The following is a 17,265-nucleotide window of genomic DNA, read 5'->3' as shown; positions in this document are numbered from 1 at the left end:
AAGGTAAATAAATTGGGAGAAAATATGATGTCAATTAACGGAAAAGTTTTGGGTGTTCTTCTGCTGACTGCGATCTTTGCGGTAACCGGGTTTGCCCAGGCTGACAAACTCACGGATCTTGTGGATACGAAGGCTGCGGGCGGCGAGACCGAACTCGAGACGCGTGGGTATGAGCACCACCATACTTCAAAGGACGAGAATGGCAGCTGGAGCTATTGGTGGAACTCAAGCAAAAAGAAATGTGTCATGGTGCTCACGACGGACGGGAAATACAGCAAGATAGACGACGCCGAGAAGGAAGACTGCGGAAAGAAAAGCGGTCTAAGTACCACCAGCAAGGTTGCGATCGCGATCGCCGCGGCCGCGGCGATCGGCGGTACTGCTGCAATCGTCCACAAGGCACACGATCACGACGATGACAGGCATTGGGAAGATGGTAACAGAGAGTCGGAGTATGAGCGTGGTCACCGAGACGGGCTTTACAACACAAGTTATCACAATTGGAACAATTCACGAGATTACAGTTCGGGCTACGCGTCCGGAGTCAGGGAAAGGAACAACAATACCTCATACCATTCGGGTTGGGGCGGGTATCGTCCGCACGTAAACGTGAAAGACCTTCAAGGCGACCGGGCTTCGGGTGCCGAGAATGCGATGAATTCGCGCGGATTTCAGAACCGAAATACATACAAGGTGGGCGACGCAAGTTATCAGATTTGGTTCAACGGCAACTCGCGTCAATGTGTTCAAGTAATCGTTTCTGACGGTCGCTATGAGAACGTCAGGGACATCGGATCTTCGCCGTATTGCCGCTAAGATCCATGGATGGCTATCGCCGACCAGTGATTTGCGATAGCCGTCATTTTTAGCTTTTCAATATTGGGTAGTGGTTCGCTAACAAAACGATTTCGCCAAAGAAGTTTTAATTTTTGAGAGAAGAATATGAAATTACGATATTTACTTTTGTTTACCGCCGTACTCTTGGGGATCGGTAATGTACAGGCCCAAGACACTCCGAGCGAACTGCGAAGCGTTGTCGGAGCTCGAGCGTCGAGCGGAGAGACCACGCTTCAGCGTTTGGGCTACAAATTTGTGAAGACAACCGAAGGTGAAGACCGGAAATGGTCGAACTGGTGGAAGTCCTCGTCTAAAACCTGCATCACTGTGGCCACAGTAGAGGGCCGGTACGATTCTATCGTTATTGCTCCTGCGTTGGATTGCGACCAAGGTAACGGTTCAGGTTCGACGGCCGGAATCGGATCGGACCAATTCGAGGACTTGGTCGGAGCTCGTGCTTCGGGCGGTGAATCTGAACTCAAGAATCGTGGATTCAAATTCATTAAGACAGTGAAACAGGACGGCCGAGCCTACTCAAATTGGTGGAAGGCTTCGAGCAAGGTCTGTTTGACCGTTGCTACCGTAGAAGGCCGATATGATTCGATCGTGAAAGGGCCCGAGGCGGACTGCACTTCGGGCGCCGGTCCTTCGGCGGGTACCTCATCGCAAGTTGACCTTCGCGATCTAGTCGGTTCGAGGGCCCCGGGTGCTGAGACTGAAATGGAATCTCGAGGCTTCCGCAATGTTAAAGGTCGGAAGGTCGGATCGACGAGCTATACATACTGGAAGAATGAAGAGACCGGCCAGTGCGTTCAGTTTGCTGTCAGAAACGGCAAAGTGGGTTCGATTCTGCGCAGCAACATAAAAAACTGTAAGTGATATTGAGCGCGGGTCAGAACAAGCTGCTCTGGCCCGAACCTCAAATTCTTAATGAAGAGGCCCATATGAATAAAAGGTTCGTTATCTCTTTCGTCGTCGTGGTCATTTACCTGGTCATCATATTGGTCGGCGCAAAGTTGGAGGTCGGCGATGGAACCATGAGACAGGCCGAGATGGTCAGCCGACAGATCTCAATAAGTTTGATCCTGGGTCTCATCTTCTTGATCGGCGTCGTTAGGTTCTTTGGTTGGTCTAGCGATTCGGGGCTTACACCCATCCGAAGTACAAAAAGCCTTTTGATCCTTTGGCTGCCCGTGCTGTTCATTCTGGTCTTCTTTATATTGTCCGTATTGCTCGGATTCCCGCCGGCTCAGGCGATCCTTTTCGTTGGGATCAACACCCTGCTTGTTGGGATCTCTGAAGAACTTGCATTTAGAGGCATCTTGTTTAGTGGTGCCAGGTCGGCTCTTCGGCCGATAGGAGCGATCACGCTCACATCCGTCATCTTTGGAGCGGTACACGTTTTTAATGGATTCACAACCGGCGACTGGGGCTCGGCTGCCGTTCAAGCTGTTGCGGCGGCAATGTCCGGGCTTCTGTTCATTGCCATCCTAATACGGACAGGCTCGATCATTCCCGCTATGATCATTCACTGGCTATGGGACTTTGGGATCTTTGCGCTAGGCTCTCGCGGCGGGCATCATGCTGCTCCAGCTCCGGCCGATCCGACTGTCATGTCCGTACTTGCGCCGATATTGTTCGTAATGCCGAATTTCCTGTACGCCCTCTGGCTGTTGCGGGGAATCGGAAATAAATCAAACGAGGAAATCATGGCCTAGAACAAAGTTCTCGACGGCTTTGGTTTCCTTAAATTTCATTAGATCAAAGGAGTTTAGTTATGTTCAAAAAATTACTTTCTATGTGGGCAATTGCACTACTCACAGGGGTTTCAGTAATGTCTCAGAACGCACCGGGTGATGTTGCAGACCTTATTGGTGCACGAGCATCGAGCGGCGAATCTGCGCTCCGTAACCGCGGATATCGGTTCGTTAAAAGAGAAAAGGGCGGTGATCGCTCGTATGCAAATTGGTGGCGATCGAATACCCAGACCTGCCTGTCCGTCGTAACGTATGACGGAAGGTATGAGTCGATCGTTTCGGTCGGAGCCGCCGATTGCAATCAAAGTTCAGGCGGGAACTGGGGCGGCAATAACAACGGCGGACAAGTGAATCCTCCAAGTTGGGCGAAAGGGACATTTTATGCGACCGGCCCACGCGGTGAACAGATCACATTGACGATCAGCAACAATGGCAGCGTGACGGCGAACGTTAACGGCGGCATGAGCTACGGTTCGTTCACACGCGGAAATTACATCACGATTGGCGGATCTACTTCCTCGGTTGTGCGAAACGGCGGGGGCATTGCCACGATCAGCACGAGTGACGGACAAAGGATCGACTACTCAAAGAACAGTTGGGGCAATATTAACAACAACAATAACAACAATAACGCCGGCGGGCAGATCTCGCCCCCGTCATGGGCTCGCGGAACCTTTTATGGACGTGGTCCCGGTGGCGAACAGATCACATTGACGATAGGCAACAATGGCAGCGTGACGGCGAACGTTAACGGAGGCATGAGCTACGGTTCGTTCACACGCGGAAATTACATCACGATTGGCGGGTCCACTTCATCGGTGGTACGAAATGGTGGAGGCATTGCTACCGTCAGTACAAGTGACGGACAAAGGATCGACTATTCAAAGAGCAGCTGGGGCGGTGGTGGCAATACCGATTCAACGCCCGCGTCGTTAAATGACCTGATCGGATACAGAACTGCGGCGGGAGACTCGGTTACGCGCAACCGCGGGTTTCGCAATGTAGATACATTTCGCACCGGCAACTCGACCTACAAGATCTGGTGGCGTCGTCAGAGCAACCAATGTGTACAGGTTACGGTTGTCGATGACCAGTATTTGCACATCAACGATATCGGCAGTCATCCGAAGTGCAGATAATTCCGGGGAAGTTGTTCCCGAACCGGCCGGGCCATTTGGGGAATCGATGGCCTTGGCCGGTCTTGCGAGGACGAAGTTGTCGGGGTTTATATTCAACACAAGTATGTACAGGAACTCGAGCTTCTACCCGATGAAGTCGCTCGATCGGAGTCACTATGAAAATCAAGAATGTAAAAGTTAGAACCGGAATCAGAACGCTATCCGCGTTTGCTGTGATCGTTCTAGTCTCAGTTAGCTTTTTAGCCCAGGCAAACCTAAGTAAGACTGAGATCGATCTCACAAAAAACATAAAGGAAAAGACGATAAAACGGCTAACTTCTGAACTTTCCTCAGATCGTTTTGAAGGGCGTGGAACGCTCCAGCGCGGCGGCGATATGGCGGCGGGCTGGATTGCTGAGCAGATGAAGAACATGGATCTGAAGCCGCTTGGCGACAATGGAACATTTTTGCAATCGATGCCGTTTGTCGAGACCGTTTTTACGGACGAGACCTCGGTTACCCTCAACGGTGAGAAGCTGATCTACGGAAAGGATTGGAGTGCCGGACTTCTGCTCGCGGACATGAGCTCTGAGCGCAAATTGATCTTCGTAGGGCACGGCATGGTGTCCGACGAAATTGGCAGAAATGACCTGAAGGACGCCGACCTAACCGGTAAGATCGCTGTATTGATCGATGGGCCGCCGCTAAAATACACGGCTGAAAAATGGAAGGAGATCACTGATAAGACCTCGGCGATTCCGCTTCTGTTCCAGCGTGGAGCAGTGGGCGTGCTGCTCGTCGGCAACGGCCGCGAACTCTACAAGCACGATTTCATTGTTGATCAGACAGCTCGACGCAACATCGCAACAGTCGCGAAAGCTAAGGAAAGGGCTCCGGTGCCGTTAATGTTTCTGGGGGACAAGGCCGGAGCAAAGCTCTTCGCCGGATCGGGGATGACGATTGCAGAGGCGATGGATGACGCTTCTGATCTCGAATTTCGGCCGATGGTTCTGAAGCCGACCATTAAATTTGATCTGAAATCAAAACAGACCCAGGCAAACTCACATAATGTCGTCGGTTACATCGAGGATCCGACCCGATCCTAAAGAACGAAGCAGTGGTGTTTACAGCTCACTATGACGGGTTCGGAAAGCTGGATGGCAAGATCTACAATGCTGCGGCCGACAACGCGATCGGCAATGGTGAGATGCTCGCTGTGGCAGAGGCCTTTTCAAAGATGAAGGTAAAACCTAAGCGGTCCTTGGTCTTCATCTCGACGACCGCTGAAGAGTATGGCTTGCAGGGCGGCTATTTCTTTGCGCAGAATCCAAAGTGGGATATTACCAAGATCGCTGCTAATCTGAACCTCGACGGCATTGGCACGGAGATCATGGGACCGATCAAGAATATGGTCGGGTTCGGAGCCGAATACTCGTCGCTGGGAGCTATTTTCAATGAAGTCGCCCGCTCCTATAACATCACTCCGATGGAGGACCCCATACCCGAACAGGGAGTTTTTGGGCGATCGGACCACTATCCGTTCGTCACTCGCGGCGTGCCCGCGTTGATGCTGGTTGGCTCGCCGGAATCAACTAAAGAGGGTTTTGTTCGCCGATTCAACGAGTTTGAAGAAACGAAATATCACCAACCGACAGATGACGTTTACAAGGATTGGCACTGGCCCGGAGCCAAGACCGTTGCCGACATGATGGGCATCCTTGGCTATCGCATCGCGCAATCCTCTACTGCTCCAACCTGGCTGCCCGGAAATAAGTACTCAGGTCTGAAGCGCGGCGACACGTTGCCCTAAGGTAACTGGCAATCGAGCTTTCTCGTCGGATTTCGTGGAAGATGCGAAACGGAGGATGTTCTATTCCGATCTTGCTGACATGTTCGCAGGATCGGTCAAAATAGAAACAATATAAATAAGGGAGAACGTAGAAATGAAAATCGTAAAACCATTCCTGGGGTGGACCTTGATCATTGTAGTAGCGCTGTGCGCCTTGGGTACCAATGCGACCGCACAGAAAAAAGATGCGAAAAACCGAGCTGAGGCTGCAACAACCTCCGGTGATGCGACCAAGGCGCTAAATGAGTTGATGAGGATACCCGCCAAGTCGATACCGCAAAGCCTCTTGAAAAAGGCGAAGGCGATCGCCGTCTTTCCTGGTGTGATCAAAGCTGCGTTTATCATCGGCGGACGAGGTGGAAAGGGATTGATCTCGCGTCGTGTTAAAGGCGGTTGGAGTGCCCCCGCGATGTTCAAGATCGGCGGCGGGAGCGTCGGGTTCCAGATCGGCGGATCTTCGACAGATGTCGTGATGCTTTTCATGACGGACGACAGTCTGAAGAACCTGCTCGAGGATAAATTCGAGATCGGCGGTGAGGCCGCCGCCGCCGCCGGCCCTATCGGACGCACAATTCGGGCGACAACTGACGCCCAGCTACAGGCCGAGATCCTTTCCTACTCGCGAAGCAAGGGCTTATTCGCCGGAGTTGCGATCTCGGGTGCGGTTATCAGCCCGGACAACGATACAAATCAGCTTTTGTATTCACTGGAGGCCAAGGAAATGTTAACCGGAGAAAATAAGATCGCGTTCGATTCGATCCCTCCTGCGACGGTTGGGTTTCATAGAGCGTTGACGCGACACGCGAAATAGGTCAAATAGGTCCAACCCGACGACCTTAAGGCGGTCGTCGGGTTATTTTCCCAATAAAGGCCGCGGGCGACACTCGTGTCGACCAGATCGAGTATTCGTCCGGATCCACTCGCCAGAGTCATTGAACGAAACGATCAACAAAAATAGGGCCCCAACAAGTGAGCTGCAACCCGAAGTGTCGTCACGGATTTGTTGCAACTGCGATGAGCCATTGATCGGCGAGTATTGCTATGTCTGTGGTCAGCCGTCAGTTGTTGAGCGTTATACTCCGAAGAACTTATTCTTTGAGATTTATAACAATGCCAGGAAGATCGATATATCAAAAACATTCGCGACATCGATCGAGCTTGCTCGCCGGCCGGGTGAATTTGTACATGCATACCTGGCAGGACAGCGCGTCGGTTATATAAATCCCGTAAAATTTTATTTTTATGCAATGATCGCAAATGCTTTGATTCGCGAGATGCTGCAAATTGCGACTGCCGATCCAATATTTGCCTCTCCGCTGACCGGCAACACCGCCTTTCAAATATTCGGGCTGCTCGCCACTGTTTTTTGGGGCGTTTTATGGAAATTGTTCTACCGTGGAACAGAATTGAACTGGGTCGAATTTGCTGTGTGCGATCTATTTCGAAGCGCAAACGGATATCTTTACCGTTACATTGTTAGTTTTTGTTGCAGTCTTCCGGGAGTATACCCAGTTTGCTTATTCAGCGTTTGTACTGGCGGATCTTCTGGTCACGACCGCTTATGGTATCTACTTTGCCCGCAGAGTCTTTCGTGAATCCTGGCCAATGACAATCGTAAAACAATCAGCCCTTTTGATTCTGTTTGCTGCTCTCCTAGCCTTTGTCGTGAGTGATCAATGAACGGTGATAATTTTAATGCCCCGAAATCGTAAATGATCCGAGGTTTGTAATAAATACTTCGACTGACGAATATTGACGACCCGTTGATCTATTGGTAGCTTTCGCGTGAGCGGAATAGCTATGAGAAAAGAGTAATTTGTGAAGCGGTGTTCTGATAATAGAGCCCGCGGATTTGTGGTTCGGCATTAGTCATCTGATTGTAAGTTGTTGCACAAAATCGAAAGGGCTGCCGGTTTGGCAGCCCTAAGTTGTTGAAAATAATGGTGGCCAGAGACGGGGTCGAACCGCCGACACGCGGATTTTCAGTCCGCTGCTCTACCAACTGAGCTATCTGGCCAACACCCTGCATAAAGCGGAGCGAATTTGTAAGTGTAAATAAGCAGTAATCGGATGTCAAATACCCGATTACCGATTAAAATCAACAAAAGTTTGGGTTAAAACCGTATTGACAACGGCGTGCCGATTCTTATAATCACAATTTAGCGGCTGTTTTTGCCATGTTCGGTCGCGGTTGAGTTTGTTAACTTCCGGTGCCGGTTTGGACGTCGTCGCTGCCCTCCGGGGACGAAGCTTCTGAACCGGCATGACTTTATTTATTATTGGTGACGCACTTATTATGTATAGAATTGTTGCTCTTCTTTCATTGTTGATCACTGCCTCCGTTTTGTTTACGGCTTGTGGTTCTACTCCTTCAAATAACGCTAACAGTAACTCAAATCGCTCGGTTACTCTGGACAATAACAACCTTCCTCCGGGGCTTTCGACAAGTCCGGTGCCGATAACCGGCACGCCGACGCCTGGAATTCCCGCGAGCCCGATGACCGTTCCAAAGGGTGCGACTCCGACACCAGGAATACCGAGCCCGGCAGAGCTTAAGAAACCAATGAAGCCGGGCGTGACTCCGACTCCGGGAATACCCTCGCCCGAGGAACTCCGACGACAAATGGGTATGCAGCCTAAGGTCGGCACGCCTCCTCCCGGAACATCGACCGACATCCCGATGATGAAGAAAAATACCAACAAATTGCCGAGGAAACCTCAGTAATTTGTTTGGCAATAAATGAAATGGGCACAACGAACTTAATGATTCGTTGTGCCCTTTCGCTTTTATTCGAGGGTGTATCTATGCTGAGGCGGCTTCCACCTTGGTAAAGCCGAGGACTTCTTTCACGTCATTTTCAATGCGTTCGAGAAGTTCGGTGTTTTCCTTGAGCATATTCTTGACGTTGTCGCGGCCCTGGCCGAGACGCTCGCCTTTGAACGAGAACCACGCACCACTCTTCTCGACAATATTGTTATTTACGGCCAGATCAAGCAGATCGCCCTCTTTCGAGATGCCTTCGCCATACATGATGTCGAATTCGGACTCGCGAAATGGCGGTGCACATTTGTTCTTGACCACTTTCACGCGGGTGCGGTTGCCGACGACCTTGTCTCCGTCCTTGATCGCACCGATGCGGCGGATGTCGAGTCGGAGGCTGGCGTAGAATTTGAGAGCCTTGCCGCCGGTCGTTGTTTCGGGTGAACCAAAAAACACGCCGATCTTTTCGCGAAGCTGATTGATAAAGATAAAGCACGTGTTCGAACTCGATACGATCGCCGTGATCTTTCTCAAAGCCTGCGACATTAGACGAGCCTGCAATCCAGGCAGAGAATCGCCCATTTCGCCGTCGAGTTCCGCACGCGGCACCAGAGCGGCGACCGAATCGATGACGATCACATCAACACTGTTCGAACGGATCAGTGTTTCAGCGATCTCGAGAGCTTGTTCTCCGGAATCGGGCTGCGAGATGAGCATGTCGTCAATGTTTACGCCGAGCTTGGTCGCATATTCGGGGTCCATCGCATGTTCGGCGTCGATGTATGCACAAACACCGCCGGTCTTTTGTGCCGAGGCGACAACGGTCAGAGCGAGAGTCGTCTTTCCTGAGCTTTCAGGGCCGTACACCTCGATGATCCGCCCGCGTGGGAATCCGCCGACGCCGATCGCCGCGTCGAGGCTTAGACACGTGGTCGAGATCGCACCGATGTCTTCGTGCGGCCTTTCACCCAAACGCATGATGGAACCCTTGCCAAATTTTTTCTCGATCTGCAGCAATGCCGACTCGATCGCTTTACCTTTGTCCAAACTCATAATTAAATTTCTCCCGTCCGGTATTTTTATCAGTAAAAACTACTAAGTTTTTCTCCACGGAAACTAGGCTAACACATGCGATACGACGTTGCACACATAAAACACGCTTTTTCCTTCAAAAAGTGAAAAAAGTGAGCGAAGAGCCGTCGGGTCGATAAAATTTCAGATAGTTTAGGACAGAATCAGAGAAAATTCAATGAAAATTATTGACACCGCCGGAGCATTTTTACCTTTGGGCCGGATATTAGAGGATCGGGCGTTAAAGGTTGGATGGTTCCTCTGAAACGTGTCTTTACAAATCGTTACTCAGATTACAAAACTTAATTGCGATCGAGGTCGTAGTTACTTGCAAATACAAGAGGAAAACCGTTAGAGTTTCCACTTACCCCTTATGAAATACTTGGACTTCGCGGGCCAAACGCTGGACGGAAAATACCATATCGAACGCGAATTGGGACGCGGCGGTATGGGAACGGTCTATCTGGCGACGCATCTTGGTACCGAGCGGCCCGTCGCAGTCAAGATCATCGCTCCGCAATTTATGCAGCGTGCGGAATTTGTCGAGCGATTTCGACGCGAGGCGAGAGCGGCAGGGCGTTTACGGCATCCGAATGTGGTCGATGTCACGGATTTCGGGTTTGCTGATACTCGCGGAGGCCAGGTCGCATATCTCGTCATGGAGTATCTTGACGGCTGCACACTGGGTGAGATACTCGACGAGGAAAGGAATTTGCCCGTCGGCTGGACGCTCGACATCCTCGAGCAGGTTTGCTCGGCGGTACAAGAGGCTCATGAACAGGGCATCATCCACCGGGACCTCAAGCCTGACAACATCTGGCTCGAACCAAATCAACGCGGCGGTTACACGGTCAAGGTCCTCGATTTTGGGATCGCCAAACTCGAAGAACACGAAATTTCAAACGGCGACATTCCGATCGAATTCGTCAGATCGACACATACGCTGGCGGGCGATGCAAAGACGACGATCGGCGGCAACATTTCGACGATTGGGGCCGAAGCCTCGACGATCGTGCAGACGGCGGACCTGGGGACAATGGTCAACGAAGGCGGCACTATCTCGCTCGAACCCTTGGCAGATGAGAATCAAACCGCGATCTACGATGACCGCTCCGATGATCAAGACAGCGTCGGCACACGAATGATCTCAGACGAGATCGATGTCGAAACCGACCGGACCGGCCGGCAGCGGACGACCGGTAAATCACTGATCGATTCTCCAACCACCGCGGGCCTGACCCGAGTCGGTGCCGTGCTCGGTACGCCGCTTTATATGTCGCCTGAGCAATGTCGCGGCGAACATCTCGATCCGCGTTCGGACATTTATAGTCTGGGTGTGATCGCATATCAGATGTTGTCCGGACGGACGCCGTTCGAGGGCGATTTCAAGGATGTAATGGAATCGCATAAGACGGTCGCCCCGCCGCCGCTTGCTGCAAAAAAGGTGCGTCGCAAGATGCAGAAAGCGATCCTTTCGGCTCTTGACAAAGATCCGGGCAATCGTCCGCAAACGGCCGAAGCATTTGCGAGCGTCATGCGTTCGAGGTCCGAAGGATTGTTTGGGCTGCTTCGCAGGGCACTGGTGATCTATAGCGAGCATTTGCCTAAGTTCCTGATGCTGACGACGTTTTTCTCGCTTCCCAGCATTATTCTAACGCTAACCCTTGTTGCGCTTTCATTCTTAAAGGTCAGCGAGATCATCTCCGGGACCAGTGCGAATGTTGCCATCGGCGTCGTGGTCCTTTTGCTGGGGCTCGCCAGCGCATTCAGCACTTATCTTAATATCGGTACCATTACCTGGATCGTCACGCAGTATCTCGCGGTACCGCTGAGGCCTGTCAGATTAAGGCCCGCACTGGTCGAGGCTCGTAAGCGATGGAAGGCGTTTGCCGGTACAGGTATTTTGAGTACGTTTTTGATGTTCGCTATCGGGATCCCGACGTGCGGAATCGGATTTCTCGTCACAAATGTACTTTGGACGCTGGTATCTCCGGTCGTAATGATGGAGAACCGAAGCGGAAAGGCGGCATTGAGGCGTTCCAAAGATCTTGTAAAACGCTCGGTCGGGACGGCGATCGGAGCGGTATTTATGCTGTTCCTGATCCCGGCGATCTTTTCAGGAACGGTTTCGTTTGTCGTAAACATCACTGCAAGGGCGATCGATCCTAAACCGCAAACGCCGGCAGCTGTTACCGAACAGGCAAGAACTGACGGCTCGCCGGTCGTGAGCACAACGGATCCAAATACAAGTGCTGTGCCCCCCGAACCCGCGAAGACGGAGGACGGAGGACTCAACATCAACATCGGCCCCAACCGAACGATCAGGGTCGATGATGACGAAATGGATATGCGCAGCCGTGTCAAAAAGACGATACTCGAATCTCTCGTTCAGGTGATCTGGCTGCCACTGCAGATATTCGTTCTGTCATTTTCTGCTATCATAATCGCGTTGCTCTATTTGAAAACACGGCTCGCCGGCGGCGAATCGATGAATGAACTCATCGAGCGGTTTGAGAGTGACGACGGTCCCCGCAAAAAGTGGCAGGAACGCGTTCGTCAGCGTCTCATCCAATCCGGCCGCATCCCGAGCAAGTCTTAGGACATGCAGCGTAAACTTCGGCAATTATCCAATTTGATCTGCACCGCATTTATCCTGTGCCTGTCGGCATCAGGACAGGATGTAGTGCGCGATCTGAAATTGTCGGCCGGAGGGCATGTTGAGGTCGTCAATCATTTCGGCCGCGTCACGGTGAAAGCGATGCCGCCGGCAAAAGAAGGCGAGATCTTTGGCGGTAAACTCACGGCCGTCTCACCAAAGGGCCTTACGGACAACGAGATAAAATTTACGGCCGGCAAAGGCGGCATGCTCATAGTCGTCACGCCGAATGACCCCAAGAAGCGCGTCGATATCGAATTGACGCTGCCGAATCGATCGTCCGTGAAGATCGAGACGACCGGCGGTGCTGTTGACGTGATGGGCGATCTGGAAAAGGTCGAGGTGTTCACCGACACAGGCACTATCGCGACCGATGTTCCGGATGACGACATCACCTACAATTTCCATTGGACCGAATCTCGACCGCGTTACCTCGCCGATTTCGACATCGCCGAGGTCAAAGAGAAGTCAGGAGGACGCTTCGATATCAGAGGAAGATGGGGAGAAGGGGAGAAAAGGAGAAAGGGAGACAAGGAGAAGGTAATAAAGGAAGGCGAGCAAACGGTTCCTTCCGAAGTACAAAGCGCAAAGACCGACGCCCCAAGGCCCGTCACACTCAATTTCACCACAGCTCGCGGAATTATCCTGCTGAATGTGCCGCCGAGCGAGGTCGGGAGCGATCTGCGTGAACGCCCGCTGACCAATGCAGCGAAAGCGATCGTCCGCAGCGGCGACTCGCTGCTGATGGAAGCGATCCGCCGGGCGGCGCCGAAGTATTACGGCGACTATATGCGTTCGCTGCCGCCGATCAAGCTCGAGCCGCGTTTCTCGGCAAAAACTACGCCGGCCGATCTGCCGACGGCGACGCTGAAACGTGCGACGGTTCGCGTCACCGATCTTGAAAACCGTGCGATTGCCGGACTCAGGGCGGAGGATTTTGAGATCAGCGAAAGCGGAGCCGGCCGCGAGATCGTTTCGGTCGAGCAATCGACAGCACCTTTTAACCTCGTGCTGCTGCTCGACGTTTCGGGGAGCGTTGAGAATTACGTCACCTTTATCCGCAAGGCCGCGCGCAGTTTCGTCGATACTGTGGATGCCAAGGACAAGGTTTCGCTCGTCATCTTTAACGACGACGTCAAGGTCCTCTCGAGGTTCACGACCGACAAAGGCAAGCTGAGCGAGAGCCTCGACACCTTCGACGCAGGGGGCGGAACTGCGTATTACGACGCACTTGCATTTACGATCGCCGATACGCTGCGTCCGCTAAAGGGCGAACGTACCGCGATCGTTATCCTGACGGACGGCGACGACAACCGTTCGTTCCTCGCATTCGATTCGCTTGCTGGATCGATACAAGAGAGCGGAGCACTGATCTATCCGCTTTATGTGCCTTCCGGTTTGATCGCGATGGCTGCTCAGGGTGTGAATGCCGACATCGATCCGATGCGCAAGAAATATATGTCTCTAAGCGCCAAATCCGCGGGCGAAGGCGAACGCCTCGCGAAGATCTCGGGCGGCGTATATTACCCGATCACACGCATCGAACAGATCCAGCAAGCCTACCGCGACATCGCCGTCCAGCTCCGCACCGCCTACGTCATCACCTTCCGCTCGGAACTCGCCGCAACCCCCGGCGACGGCGTCTCGCCCCGCCTAAAGATCAAAGCCAAACGCCCTAACGTCTATACAAATGTAAATTCCGTCGAAGCCGCGCAATAAGTGCGGGACGACGGCGCCGGCCGCGTCGCCATCTCGCCGAAGCCACGCACCGGGCTTTATGAGTTGCCACTAGGTTCTGGCCTCACGGATCGGCCAGTGCTAAAGCCGTAGCTGGTGGATGGTATAGTGTAACACAATGTTGCAATTATGCAACACGATATTTGAAAATTTAAGGTGCGCGCGCCGAGTATGTGGAAAATGGGACACTTCGGTTTGAGGTGCGGACGGCAACTCTTTGGGCTTTGCCCTTATCACAGTGTGGCTGGCCAATGAACTGCCACTAGCTTTAGCTAGTGGAAAAGTTAAATAGAAGCTTTGGGCTTTAGCCCAATGTTCGGCTAAAGCCAAGAATTTGTTGCAAGCAATCCACTAGCTAAAGCTAGTGGCAATTCATAAAAACCGCAGACCCGACAAACCCAACCATGCCCGGGGCTTTAGCACTGGCCGGTCCGCGAGGCGGCGTGGCCATCCGCCCTCCGCAAAAGCCGCGTAAACGCGGCCGATGCACAAGCCGCACGTTAGTAAGGGCGTAACGTCCAAGTTTAGGCTATGGCGGAGCTTGATCGATGCGGCGTATTCTCGTTAGCGTGAGTTCGCGAAACGCCCTTACTATCGTGCGGGCTACGGAGACGGTCGGCATCTCTTCGGGCTTTGCCCTGATCGCACGGCGGCGACGGCTTGCCTCGCCGTGGCGTGCTAAAAAAAGATCTCCGGAGGCGGCTGTGCCGCCGACAAACGCTCTGTCGCCCGCTACCGCGGGCTCCGAAATGGTGTGGGCCGACCAAACGGCGAGGCAAGCCGTCGCCGCACTGCATTCGCGGCAAAGCCGAAGGAAAAAAAGCCCAACCACGCCCTGCCGCTCCACCGCCGCCCGCCCTGCAACCCGCCGCCCCCATTCGCCCTCCGCAAGAGCCGCGTAAACGCGGACGCGGATCGTGTCCGTAGCCCGCACGTAAGTAAGGGCTCAACGTGGTGAGGTATAAACGTCGGTCGGAGCGAATTATCTCGTCGATTGAGTTGAAGAATCCGAAACTTGAGCCCTTACTCACGTGCGGGCTACTGACACGGCTGCCGTGACCCAATCACGCCCCGCCGCTCGACCACCGCCCGCCCCGCAACCCGCCGCCCCCATCCGCTTTCCGCAAAAGCCGCGTAAGCGCGGCTGGCGAGAACATCTAATAGGTGATATCCAGCATCAAAAGGCATATGCATCGTATTGGCTCCCTACTCATCGTTTTTCTCTTGTGTAGTCTTGTTTGCGTTTCCCAAGTCGCATATCGTTCGATAGAGTCCGAGATAAATGCCAAACACCCTGCTCCTCCGCTACTTGTTCTTTATGAATTTAGTGTCTGGTCGAAGGTTTCCGGGGACATGCCGGCTTTTGTGCTTTACGAAGACGGTACTGTGATTTATGACGGAGCAAAGGAACCAGGTTCGTACCAATATTTCACGGTCAAACTGACTCCGGAGGAAGTTGTCACTCTATTAGAGTCTATTCAGTCGGCGAAGTTCGAATCGTACCGTGCTCTGTACACGCACACCGACCGGCTTGCGATTACGGATCTACCTTCTCCTTTTGTGATGCTACGCCGAAAGGACGGTAGCTATAAGACCATCAAAACATATGGGACATTAGGTGAACGCGGAAACCCTGACTACCGTGTGCTCAATATGCCCGATTCCTTAAGAAATGCATTTAACTTCTTGTGGAAGTACGATAATCCTAAGGCGACCAATTGGCAATCCGATTTCGCCGAGTTCGTTTTTTGGAAATATGAAGGCGATTCAAATAAGAACGTAACTTGGCCGAAAATCGAGGATATATACAAAGTCTCGTTCAAGGACGGTGACGAAGAATTCTACTCAATCTTCATTTCTGAATCGATGGAGAAGCCCTATGCACAAGCCTATTGGAAGGCAAGACGGAAAAGGGCCGCTCTTAAAATGGACGGAAAGAGATGGGATTTTCAGCTTAGGTTCCCATTCCCTTGGGAAAGAGTCTGGATGGGCGGTGACGACGGCAAGATCTTTCGTGACGGACGATAATCGGCTCGCGACACGCACGCTCGTTCACACTCGCGTTTCTGCCTTCCTCTTGCGTTCCCGATACGCCCTTACTACCGTGCGGGCTTCTGCATCTCGCGGGATTGATTTAAGATATGTTTTATGACGACTGCTGCATTTGAACGTGTCCAGACGGCGAGGCATCCCGAGCGTAATTACTGATCTGGAACCACCTTTACTACAAATATTGTTCGATGAGGAAGAGCGGCAGCCGATGTCGGTGTCGGAGCTGTCGGCGGGGATCAAGTCGGAGCTTGAGCGGCGGTTTGCGGCGGTTTGGGTCGAGGGCGAGCTGATCGGGTTTACGGCCGCCGCGTCGGGGCATTGGTACATGACGCTGTCGGACGGCGACGCCAAGCTCAAGACCGTGTGCTGGAAATCGACGGCGGCGAGGATGCAGTTTCGCCCGCAGACCGGCATGAGCGTGCGGGTGCGGGGCAAGGTGACGCACTACGCTCCATCGGGCGAGACGCAGTTGACGGTGACCTCGATGGAACCTTCGGGTGCGGGAGCTCTCGCTATAGCGTTCGAGCAGATCAGGTCAAAGCTCGAACGCGAGGGCCTATTCGATGTCAGCTTAAAGCGGCCGATCCCTTTCTTCCCACGAAAGATCGGCATCATCACCAGCCCGAACGGCGCCGCCTATCACGACATTATCCACGTCCTCTCACGGCGAGCCGCATCGATCAGCAGCCTTTTGATCCCGACACGCGTGCAGGGCGAAGGCTCTGCCGACGAGATCCGCAACGCCATCGAGACCGCCAATACCTTTAATCTCACGCTGCCTTTGGCAGAACGGATGGATGTGCTCGTCGTCGGCCGCGGCGGCGGTGCCGCGGAAGATTTGTGGGCGTTCAATGACGAGAATCTCGCTCGGGCCCTGCGAGCGAGCGACATCCCTGTGATCTCCGCCGTCGGGCACGAACCCGACATCACTTGCTCGAAGCGAAAGGCGGGGTCCGTGACCTGCAACAGCGTTTGCACGCCGGTTTCTCCGAAACATACGCGATGGCGGCGAGGCGTTTCGCCAACGTGAATTCGCGGCTCACGCCGGCGACGTTGACGGCAAAGGTCGCTTCGGGCGAGACAAAGCTCTCGGCGATCGTTCAGCGGCAAATAACTGCGGAGCGGCAATTCCTGACCGCGAAGAACGAATACGTCGAGCGTCAGATGGCCAAACTTCACGCACTCTCACCGCTTAACGTGCTCAATCGCGGATTCTCTGTAACGCAATTGGCTGACGGCACCATTCTTCGCGACGCGGCCCAGGCCAAAGCCGGCGATAATTTGAAGATCCGCCTGGCAAATGGGAAACTGAACGCTGAAGTTTTGTCGGCGGAGAGCAATTAATAAGCAATGAACACCCATACGATAGTGTCTTCAGTATCGATCGCTCTTTGCGTTTTGGTATTCGTGACGACTGCGAGTTCACA

At 53.0% G+C, this 17,265-nt stretch carries 16 protein-coding genes and 1 tRNA gene; 14 read left to right on the top strand and 3 right to left on the bottom strand.

The window, feature by feature from the left end:
- Positions 1 to 24 precede the first annotated feature (24 nt).
- The 8 genes from IPK01_15440 to IPK01_15405 all read left to right on the top strand — a co-directional run bounded on the left by IPK01_15440 (position 25) and on the right by IPK01_15405 (position 7,156).
- Positions 25 to 816, top strand: coding sequence for a hypothetical protein (locus IPK01_15440; protein MBK7934829.1), 792 nt, complete (start codon positions 25 to 27; stop codon positions 814 to 816).
- Between the two features lie 126 nt (positions 817 to 942).
- Positions 943 to 1,716 (top strand): hypothetical protein, encoded by a 774-nt coding sequence (locus tag IPK01_15435; GenBank protein ID MBK7934828.1) that lies wholly within the window; start codon positions 943 to 945, stop codon positions 1,714 to 1,716.
- 65 nt (positions 1,717 to 1,781) lie between these two features.
- Entirely contained in the window at positions 1,782 to 2,555 is a 774-nt protein-coding gene (locus IPK01_15430) for a CPBP family intramembrane metalloprotease (GenBank protein MBK7934827.1), read from the top strand.
- 59 nt (positions 2,556 to 2,614) lie between these two features.
- Complete coding sequence (locus tag IPK01_15425) at positions 2,615 to 3,733, top strand: hypothetical protein (GenBank protein ID MBK7934826.1); 1,119 nt, start codon at positions 2,615 to 2,617, stop codon at positions 3,731 to 3,733.
- Between the two features lie 155 nt (positions 3,734 to 3,888).
- Positions 3,889 to 4,818 carry a hypothetical protein gene (locus IPK01_15420; protein MBK7934825.1) on the top strand — a complete coding sequence of 310 codons (930 nt, stop codon included), beginning with the start codon at positions 3,889 to 3,891 and terminating at the stop codon, positions 4,816 to 4,818.
- 11 nt (positions 4,819 to 4,829) lie between these two features.
- Positions 4,830 to 5,522, top strand: coding sequence for a M28 family peptidase (locus IPK01_15415; protein ID MBK7934824.1), 693 nt, complete (start codon positions 4,830 to 4,832; stop codon positions 5,520 to 5,522).
- Positions 5,523 to 5,655: 133 nt separating this feature from the next.
- Positions 5,656 to 6,372 carry a lipid-binding SYLF domain-containing protein gene (locus IPK01_15410; GenBank protein ID MBK7934823.1) on the top strand — a complete coding sequence of 239 codons (717 nt, stop codon included), beginning with the start codon at positions 5,656 to 5,658 and terminating at the stop codon, positions 6,370 to 6,372.
- A gap of 121 nt (positions 6,373 to 6,493) precedes the next feature.
- A complete protein-coding gene (locus tag IPK01_15405; GenBank protein ID MBK7934822.1) occupies positions 6,494 to 7,156 on the top strand; it encodes a DUF3667 domain-containing protein in 663 nt (220 codons plus the stop codon).
- Between the two features lie 346 nt (positions 7,157 to 7,502).
- Here the strand turns inward: IPK01_15405 and IPK01_15400 are convergent.
- Positions 7,503 to 7,578, bottom strand: a tRNA-Phe gene (locus IPK01_15400).
- A 279-nt stretch (positions 7,579 to 7,857) separates the two neighbouring features.
- On the opposite strand from IPK01_15400, the gene IPK01_15395 reads away from it, so the two are divergent.
- Entirely contained in the window at positions 7,858 to 8,286 is a 429-nt protein-coding gene (locus tag IPK01_15395) for a hypothetical protein (GenBank protein ID MBK7934821.1), read from the top strand.
- 78 nt (positions 8,287 to 8,364) lie between these two features.
- Here IPK01_15395 and recA read toward each other — a convergent pair whose 3' ends face one another.
- On the bottom strand, positions 8,365 to 9,375 hold the full coding sequence (gene recA, locus IPK01_15390; protein ID MBK7934820.1) for a recombinase RecA: 1,011 nt from the start codon (positions 9,373 to 9,375) through the stop codon (positions 8,365 to 8,367).
- A gap of 391 nt (positions 9,376 to 9,766) precedes the next feature.
- Between recA and IPK01_15385 the strand changes: the two genes are divergently transcribed.
- Both IPK01_15385 and IPK01_15380 read left to right on the top strand, forming a co-directional pair.
- A complete protein-coding gene (locus IPK01_15385) occupies positions 9,767 to 11,992 on the top strand; it encodes a serine/threonine protein kinase (protein ID MBK7934819.1) in 2,226 nt (741 codons plus the stop codon).
- Positions 11,993 to 11,995: 3 nt separating this feature from the next.
- A complete protein-coding gene (locus IPK01_15380) occupies positions 11,996 to 13,768 on the top strand; it encodes a VWA domain-containing protein (protein MBK7934818.1) in 1,773 nt (590 codons plus the stop codon).
- Positions 13,769 to 14,315: 547 nt separating this feature from the next.
- Here the strand turns inward: IPK01_15380 and IPK01_15375 are convergent.
- Positions 14,316 to 14,720, bottom strand: coding sequence for a hypothetical protein (locus tag IPK01_15375; GenBank protein MBK7934817.1), 405 nt, complete (start codon positions 14,718 to 14,720; stop codon positions 14,316 to 14,318).
- A gap of 419 nt (positions 14,721 to 15,139) precedes the next feature.
- Here IPK01_15375 and IPK01_15370 point away from each other — a divergent pair, with 419 nt between their 5' ends.
- From IPK01_15370 to IPK01_15360, 3 genes are all read left to right on the top strand, one after another.
- The gene (locus IPK01_15370) at positions 15,140 to 15,814 is read left to right on the top strand and encodes a hypothetical protein (GenBank protein MBK7934816.1); all 675 of its coding nucleotides are present in this window, start codon (positions 15,140 to 15,142) and stop codon (positions 15,812 to 15,814) included.
- A 142-nt stretch (positions 15,815 to 15,956) separates the two neighbouring features.
- On the top strand, positions 15,957 to 16,868 hold the full coding sequence (gene xseA / locus IPK01_15365; GenBank protein MBK7934815.1) for an exodeoxyribonuclease VII large subunit: 912 nt from the start codon (positions 15,957 to 15,959) through the stop codon (positions 16,866 to 16,868).
- Positions 16,841 to 17,182, top strand: coding sequence for a hypothetical protein (locus IPK01_15360; protein MBK7934814.1), 342 nt, complete (start codon positions 16,841 to 16,843; stop codon positions 17,180 to 17,182). Before xseA ends, IPK01_15360 begins: the two co-directional genes overlap by 28 nt.
- Positions 17,183 to 17,265 lie beyond the last annotated feature (83 nt).

Source organism: Acidobacteriota bacterium (assembly GCA_016713675.1).
Classification (GTDB): Bacteria; Acidobacteriota; Blastocatellia; order Pyrinomonadales; family Pyrinomonadaceae; genus OLB17.
This window is presented reverse-complemented; position numbering and strand designations above follow the sequence as displayed.

Bases quoted from the DNA above. Each gene is read 5' to 3' on its own strand.
- IPK01_15385 (MBK7934819.1), top strand. From the start codon at position 9,767: ATGAAATACTTGGACTTCGCGGGCCAAACGCTGGACGGAAAATACCAT.
- IPK01_15435 (MBK7934828.1), top strand. From the start codon at position 943: ATGAAATTACGATATTTACTTTTGTTTACCGCCGTACTCTTGGGGATC.
- IPK01_15410 (MBK7934823.1), top strand. From the start codon at position 5,656: ATGAAAATCGTAAAACCATTCCTGGGGTGGACCTTGATCATTGTAGTA.
- IPK01_15440 (MBK7934829.1), top strand. From the start codon at position 25: ATGATGTCAATTAACGGAAAAGTTTTGGGTGTTCTTCTGCTGACTGCG.
- IPK01_15430 (MBK7934827.1), top strand. From the start codon at position 1,782: ATGAATAAAAGGTTCGTTATCTCTTTCGTCGTCGTGGTCATTTACCTG.
- IPK01_15360 (MBK7934814.1), top strand. From the start codon at position 16,841: ATGGCGGCGAGGCGTTTCGCCAACGTGAATTCGCGGCTCACGCCGGCG.
- recA (MBK7934820.1), bottom strand. From the start codon at position 9,375: ATGAGTTTGGACAAAGGTAAAGCGATCGAGTCGGCATTGCTGCAGATC.
- IPK01_15420 (MBK7934825.1), top strand. From the start codon at position 3,889: ATGAAAATCAAGAATGTAAAAGTTAGAACCGGAATCAGAACGCTATCC.
- IPK01_15380 (MBK7934818.1), top strand. From the start codon at position 11,996: ATGCAGCGTAAACTTCGGCAATTATCCAATTTGATCTGCACCGCATTT.
- IPK01_15370 (MBK7934816.1), top strand. From the start codon at position 15,140: ATGCCGGCTTTTGTGCTTTACGAAGACGGTACTGTGATTTATGACGGA.
- IPK01_15425 (MBK7934826.1), top strand. From the start codon at position 2,615: ATGTTCAAAAAATTACTTTCTATGTGGGCAATTGCACTACTCACAGGG.
- IPK01_15395 (MBK7934821.1), top strand. From the start codon at position 7,858: ATGTATAGAATTGTTGCTCTTCTTTCATTGTTGATCACTGCCTCCGTT.